This is a genomic window from Proteus sp. G2626 (assembly GCF_009915985.1).
Classification (GTDB): Bacteria; Pseudomonadota; Gammaproteobacteria; order Enterobacterales; family Enterobacteriaceae; genus Proteus; species Proteus vulgaris.
In genome coordinates this window covers 82,217-89,805 of the sequence record NZ_JAABNH010000028.1, presented here as the reverse complement: position 1 = coordinate 89,805, position 7,589 = coordinate 82,217, and the positions used below count along the sequence as shown (strand labels likewise).

Here is a 7,589-nt window from a genome sequence, read left to right as displayed (position 1 = left end):
TGCTCGTTCTTCATCAGACAATCTGTGTGAGCACTGCACATAACACGTATCTCTTAGGTAAGGAGGTGATCCAACCGCAGGTTCCCCTACGGTTACCTTGTTACGACTTCACCCCAGTCATGAATCACAAAGTGGTAAGCGCCCTCCCGAAGGTTAAGCTACCTACTTCTTTTGCAACCCACTCCCATGGTGTGACGGGCGGTGTGTACAAGGCCCGGGAACGTATTCACCGTAGCATTCTGATCTACGATTACTAGCGATTCCGACTTCATGGAGTCGAGTTGCAGACTCCAATCCGGACTACGACAGACTTTATGAGTTCCGCTTGCTCTCGCGAGGTCGCTTCTCTTTGTATCTGCCATTGTAGCACGTGTGTAGCCCTACTCGTAAGGGCCATGATGACTTGACGTCATCCCCACCTTCCTCCGGTTTATCACCGGCAGTCTCCTTTGAGTTCCCGCCATTACGCGCTGGCAACAAAGGATAAGGGTTGCGCTCGTTGCGGGACTTAACCCAACATTTCACAACACGAGCTGACGACAGCCATGCAGCACCTGTCTCAGCGTTCCCGAAGGCACTCCTCTATCTCTAAAGGATTCGCTGGATGTCAAGAGTAGGTAAGGTTCTTCGCGTTGCATCGAATTAAACCACATGCTCCACCGCTTGTGCGGGCCCCCGTCAATTCATTTGAGTTTTAACCTTGCGGCCGTACTCCCCAGGCGGTCGATTTAACGCGTTAGCTCCAGAAGCCACGGTTCAAGACCACAACCTCTAAATCGACATCGTTTACAGCGTGGACTACCAGGGTATCTAATCCTGTTTGCTCCCCACGCTTTCGCACCTGAGCGTCAGTCTTTGTCCAGGGGGCCGCCTTCGCCACCGGTATTCCTCCACATCTCTACGCATTTCACCGCTACACGTGGAATTCTACCCCCCTCTACAAGACTCTAGCCAACCAGTTTCAGATGCAATTCCCAAGTTAAGCTCGGGGCTTTCACATCTGACTTAATTGACCGCCTGCGTGCGCTTTACGCCCAGTAATTCCGATTAACGCTTGCACCCTCCGTATTACCGCGGCTGCTGGCACGGAGTTAGCCGGTGCTTCTTCTGCGGGTAACGTCAATTGATAAAGGTATTAACTTTATCACCTTCCTCCCCGCTGAAAGTACTTTACAACCCTAAGGCCTTCTTCATACACGCGGCATGGCTGCATCAGGCTTGCGCCCATTGTGCAATATTCCCCACTGCTGCCTCCCGTAGGAGTCTGGGCCGTGTCTCAGTCCCAGTGTGGCTGATCATCCTCTCAGACCAGCTAGAGATCGTCGCCTAGGTGAGCCATTACCTCACCTACTAGCTAATCCCATATGGGTTCATCCGATAGCGCAAGGTCCGAAGAGCCCCTGCTTTGGTCCGTAGACGTCATGCGGTATTAGCCACCGTTTCCAGTAGTTATCCCCCTCTATCGGGCAGATCCCCATACATTACTCACCCGTCCGCCGCTCGTCAGCAAGAAAGCAAGCTTTCTTCTGTTACCGCTCGACTTGCATGTGTTAGGCCTGCCGCCAGCGTTCAATCTGAGCCATGATCAAACTCTTCAATTAAAAGTGTTTGATGCTCAAAGAAATCGAAAACTTAGCTATTCATAAATGAATTTACTTTTGTTGTTCACTCTTCAAGACTTGATACATCTAATATTTTAGAAGATATCGTCTCTGCGAGTGCCCACACAGATTGTCTGATAATTTGTTAAAGAGCAGTGCAACATTCGCTGCCGTTTCCGGTCTTCTGCGTTGTTGCGAGGAGGTGCATTCTACATCTTCCTCATTTCGTGTCAAGCGTTTATTTTCAAGGCTTCACACTTTTTTCTTTGTTCTCTCGACTAACTCACTTAGCGTGGTTTGCCGTGACAACGAGGGCGCATTATAGGGAGTTTTCTGAATGTGACAAGTATTATTTTAAAAAAAGCTCTCGATAGCGCATTTAACAATCAACTTGACGGTCAGTGTATGAATTATAGCCACATGACGATTGAAAAACAATCAAACACCTCTCGCTCTATTTAAATTCTTTCTTTATTGATATTCAAGAAACCACAAATAATCGGAAAACACTCTTAAATAGAGGTCTTTTTCCACATATTGGCATACTCATGGATCCCTATGACTCAATATTATGACATTCAACCAATCATTATTTGGCCGTATCTCATACATATCGATTCAGAACTTCTAAAGCTTCCTATTTTGTATACACCAACAGCGAATTCATATCGTTATTCCATAGAGTGACTTATTTTCGATGTTATACTCAAAAGCACATTACTTTATTATTTAACAATCCACTTTCTTAACTATTATGAAACAGAAAACAAAACCTAAATTGACGACAAAAGGGCATCAACGAACCCAAGCGATGATAAATGCCGCTATAGATTGCTTTTTGACTTATGGTTACGAAAAAACATCTCTTGATATGATCATTCAAAAATCAGGAGGATCTCGCTCAACGCTTTATCATCACTTTAAAAATAAAGAAGGATTGTTTTCCGCAGTAATTGAAAACCTAATTGATGATATCTTTCTTGAAGTGCAAAATAAGATGCTAGAACATAAAACAGCCTATCAGCTACTTGAGCACTTTGGTTTTTCATTCATCAATAAATTACTCGAACCTAAAACAATGGGTCTTTATCGTTTAGTTATTGCGGAATCTGTGCATTTTCCTATGTTAGGACAAGCATTTAATCAACTTGCACCTGAAAATAGTTATAAATATTTGGCACAAGAACTCGAAAAATTAGAAGAAATTAAATTAGATTTTGAACAACTACGCCATGTCGCTGGATTTTTTATTGAGATGTTAAAAACAAACTTCTTTATGAAAGCATTAATTACCCCTGATTATTCCCCAACAAATGAAGAAATACGTCAACAATGTAAGTTATGCGCTTTGATTATTGGGGATTACCTTTTATTAGACAAAAAAGAAAAATAATTATTCTCTTTATACTTATACTATACATTAGCCTGTTTACCGATTTGTATTCACAATAGTGGCGGGCTTCAACACCGTTTTCTCAAAAGCGTTATATAAACTCACTCCAACCTCAATACGTACACTCTCCTTTTTTATTCATCATTCGTCATTTTTACATCAACGAAGTTGTACTCATTATTAAAAATTCAAAAAAAAAATTATGTACTATTCAATACACAAAAAACAATGTTAGAATAATTCTGTACTGAACAATACATTTTTTCATTGAGATAACATCATGACAAATAATAAAAATACAATTTCAAGACGCGCTTTTATAAAAGCTGCTGGTGCAGGCTCTTTGGGCCTAGCATTTACTACACCAAATAAAGCTTCAGCAATATCCTCTTCTTTAGATAAGGAAAATAGAAGCTACATCGCGACCAAAAAATCTAAAAAAATCATATATAACGGCTATGTCATAACAATGGACGAAAAATACGGTGATTTAGAGCATGGAGCCGTTCTAATTGAAAATGACACTATTATTGATGTTGGGGATATCTCGAAATTTGCCCACATTGATGCAGAATTAATTGATGCTGAAGGCGGTATTATTCTTCCAGGTATCATTGATAGTCATCGACATACCTGGATGTCTCTTTTAAGAAGCATTTCTGCTGATATGTCATTAGCGCATTTTTTAAACTCCGTTTTCTATGGTATCGGTGCATTAATGGAAGCTGACGATTTAAAAATGGCAACCTTAGTCGGTTCTTTAGAAGCGCTAGATGCTGGGGTAACGACGATTTTAGATTGCTGTGATTGTGTAAACACCCCCCAACATGCCGTAGCTGCTATTGACTCTTTACGTGAATCAGGGATCCGTAGCATCTATGCTTATGGCATGCAGTCTTATGATTATAAAGGTGAAAATAGATTTAAAACACATTCACAACGTCTTGAGACAGCAAAAGAGATCTACCAAAAATTTTATAAAAATAACAATACAATAAACAAAATGGGCGTATTGCTGAGCGATTTTGGGACCATTCCGTTTGAGCATACACGCCAAGAAATTGAGCAAGCCCAAAAAATGGGGATATTTATTGCCTCACATACAGGCGCTGCAGAAAAATCTATTTTATTAAAAGGATTACATGAACTAAAACAAAACAATCTTCTCCATCCTGGTCATCTCCATATCCACTGTACCTCCTTAGATCGTAGTGAATGGGATATTTTATCTCAAACAGGTGGAAAAATATCTATTGCACCAGAAACAGAAATGCAAATGGGAATGGGGAGACCGCCTTTTCGTGCAAGCATTGACCATGGATTTAAGCCTGGATTAAGTACAGATATTGTTTGCGTTGGTTCTGGTGATTTATTTTCACAAATGCGTTTAGGATTACAATTCCAACGTTGTATGGATAATGAAGCGACAGCTAATAGGACAGGTAAAACAACGACTCATATTGATTTAAGTGTGAGAGATGCATTGACTTGGGCAACTCAAGGTAGCGCTGAAGCATTAGGAATGGAAAAACAGATAGGCACTCTTACACCAAGTAAAAAAGCAGATATTATTATTGTATCTCAAAGCAAAGCCTTTGTTCCTTCGAGTTACCCTGCCGGCTCAATTGTATTACAAACTACCGCTTCTGATGTTGATACTGTCATTATTAACGGTGAAGTTAAAAAACGCTTTGGTAAATTGCTCCATCATGATATTGAAAAAATTAGAACAGAAGCAACGGCAACATTAAAACATATTCAAGAAAAAGCAAAAAATATCCCGAATACTTCACCAGAAGAGATTGCTCAGTTTTTTGATATGGCACAAGAGCAAGCAAGAGAAAATTTTGCTCAGGCTTATAAAAAATAAACTCACTCCCTACTAAATAAAAAGCCTACAACGTGAAATTTGTAGGCTTTATTATCAATAATATTATCTATTACTGTTTTGCTATTATCTTATTATCATCTAAATCTAAGATAATCTCTTTACCCGGCAATAACTTACCAGACAAGATATCTTGAGCTAGTGGGTTTTCAACCTCTTGTTGGATGGCTCGTTTCAATGGACGAGCTCCATAAATTGGATCGAAGCCAACTTCACTCAATTTCTCTAATGCAGCTCCAGTGATCGTCACATGATAACCACGCTCTTCCAAACGTTGATATAAACGACGCAATTGAATTTGTGCAATCGCTGCAATGTTTTCTTTACCTAATGGGTGGAATACCACAACTTCATCAATACGGTTAATAAACTCTGGTCTGAAATGATGACCAACAACATCCATCACAATTGTTTTCATTTCAGGATAATCAAGTGTCCCGAAACGTTCTTGAATTAAATCAGAACCTAAGTTCGACGTCATAATCACAACCGTGTTACGAAAATCGACAGTTCTACCTTGCCCATCAGTTAGACGACCATCATCCAATACTTGTAATAAGATATTGAATACATCAGGGTGCGCTTTTTCAACTTCATCTAATAAGATAACAGAATAAGGACGACGACGAACCGCTTCTGTTAAATATCCGCCTTCTTCATAACCGACATATCCTGGAGGCGCCCCCACTAAACGAGAAACGGAGTGTTTTTCCATAAACTCAGACATATCGATACGAACCATTGCATCATCACTATCAAACAAGAAGTTTGCTAGTGCTTTACACAATTCCGTCTTACCCACACCTGTTGGTCCTAAGAATAAGAACGATCCAATTGGACGATTTGGATCAGACAACCCAGCACGGCTACGACGAATAGCATTAGACACAGCACTTACAGCCTCAGACTGGCCAATAACACGTCTATGTAACTCTTGTTCCATTCTTAATAGTTTTTCACGCTCCCCTTCTAACATTCTAGAGACAGGAATACCTGTCCAGCGTGCTAAGATTTCAGCAATTTCAGCATCAGTTACTTTATTACGTAACAGTTTCATATGCTTATCCTCAGCTTTATTAGCTTCGGCAAGCTGTTTTTCTAAAGTTGGAATTTGTCCATATTGGATCTCTGACATTTTTGCCAAATCACCACTACGACGAGCTTGCTCTAATGCAATACGTGCTTGCTCTAATTCTGATTTAATATGCTGAGTTCCTGTCAGCTCTGCTTTCTCTGCTTTCCACTCTTCTTCTAAAGCAGAGTACTCTTTCTCTTTTTCTGCAAGCTCTTCATTTAGCATTTCTAAACGCTTTTTACTTGCATCATCAGACTCTTTTTGCAGTGCTTGTTGTTCCAGTTTCAGTTGAATAATACGTCTATCAAGTCTATCTAATGCTTCTGGTTTTGAATCCATCTGCATACGTAGGCTTGCACCCGCTTCATCAATTAAGTCAATCGCTTTATCGGGTAACATACGATCAGAAATATAGCGATGTGATAAAGTTGCTGCCGCGACAATGGCTGGGTCTGTAATTTGAACGTGATGATGAAGTTCATAACGTTCTTTCAAACCACGTAAAATCGCGATGGTATCTTCAACTGTTGGCTCTGCCACATATACTTTTTGGAAACGACGTTCTAATGCGGCATCTTTTTCAATATATTGACGATATTCATCAAGTGTTGTTGCACCAACACAGTGTAACTCACCGCGAGCTAATGCAGGCTTTAACATATTCCCTGCATCCATCGCACCGTCAGCCTTACCGGCACCCACCATCGTATGTAATTCATCAATAAACAGAATAACGCTACCTTCCTGTTTAGATAAATCATTTAAAACAGCTTTTAAACGTTCTTCAAATTCACCGCGATATTTAGCACCCGCTAATAACGAGCCCATATCCAAAGAAAGTACACGTTTATTTTTTAAACCTTCAGGGACTTCGCCATTAACAATACGTTGAGCCAAACCTTCAACAATTGCCGTTTTACCTACACCTGGCTCACCGATAAGAACAGGGTTATTTTTAGTACGGCGCTGTAAGACTTGAATTGTTCTTCTTATTTCTTCATCACGACCAATAACAGGATCGAGTTTACCTTGTTCTGCTCTTTCCGTTAAATCCACAGTATATTTTTTCAATGCCTGACGTTGGTCTTCTGCATTTTGATCGTTCACTGTTTCTCCACCACGTATTTTTTCAATCGCTATCTCAAGACTCGCTTTATTCGCTCCGGCGGCTTTTAGCATGTCAGCAACTTGACCACCGGTTTCCATTGCAGCTAAAAGAAAGAGCTCTGATGAAATGAATTCATCACCTTTTTTCTGTGCTAATTTATCGCACAAATTAAGGTGCTTAATTAAATCATTCGAGGGATGAACCTCTCCACCAGCACCTTCGACTTTAGGTAATCGAGACAAAGCGTCGTTAATTCGCTCATTAAATTGTGATGCATTAACACCTGTTGATGTTAATAAAGGGCGAATTGAGCCACCTTGTTGATTAAATAACGCACTCAGTAAATGTATGGGTTCTATAAATTGATTATCGTTCCCAAGTGCCAATGACTGGGCGTCTGCGAGAGCTTGCTGGAATTTATTGGTTAATTTATCCAGACGCATAACACCTCCAAGTAAAATTTAAATTAAAATTCGTAACTGGAGAATAGATGAGGTCATTTTGACAATATTCAAGCTCAAAAT

The 7,589-nt window shown here is 40.3% G+C and carries 3 protein-coding genes and 1 rRNA gene; 2 read left to right on the top strand and 2 right to left on the bottom strand.

Going from position 1 to position 7,589, the window contains the following annotated elements:
* Positions 1 to 58 precede the first annotated feature (58 nt).
* Positions 59 to 1,601, bottom strand: a 16S ribosomal RNA gene (locus tag GWJ05_RS16280).
* A gap of 754 nt (positions 1,602 to 2,355) precedes the next feature.
* Here GWJ05_RS16280 and GWJ05_RS16275 point away from each other — a divergent pair.
* Both GWJ05_RS16275 and GWJ05_RS16270 read left to right on the top strand, forming a co-directional pair.
* Positions 2,356 to 2,994, top strand: a complete 639-nt coding sequence (locus GWJ05_RS16275; protein ID WP_036932559.1) for a TetR/AcrR family transcriptional regulator — start codon at positions 2,356 to 2,358, stop codon at positions 2,992 to 2,994.
* 280 nt (positions 2,995 to 3,274) lie between these two features.
* The gene (locus GWJ05_RS16270) at positions 3,275 to 4,864 is read left to right on the top strand and encodes an amidohydrolase family protein (protein ID WP_052038400.1); all 1,590 of its coding nucleotides are present in this window, start codon (positions 3,275 to 3,277) and stop codon (positions 4,862 to 4,864) included.
* A 70-nt stretch (positions 4,865 to 4,934) separates the two neighbouring features.
* On the opposite strand, the gene clpB is transcribed toward GWJ05_RS16270, so the two are convergent.
* Positions 4,935 to 7,508 carry an ATP-dependent chaperone ClpB gene (gene clpB / locus GWJ05_RS16265; protein ID WP_036932561.1) on the bottom strand — a complete coding sequence of 858 codons (2,574 nt, stop codon included), beginning with the start codon at positions 7,506 to 7,508 and terminating at the stop codon, positions 4,935 to 4,937.
* Between the last annotated feature and the right edge of the window lie 81 nt (positions 7,509 to 7,589).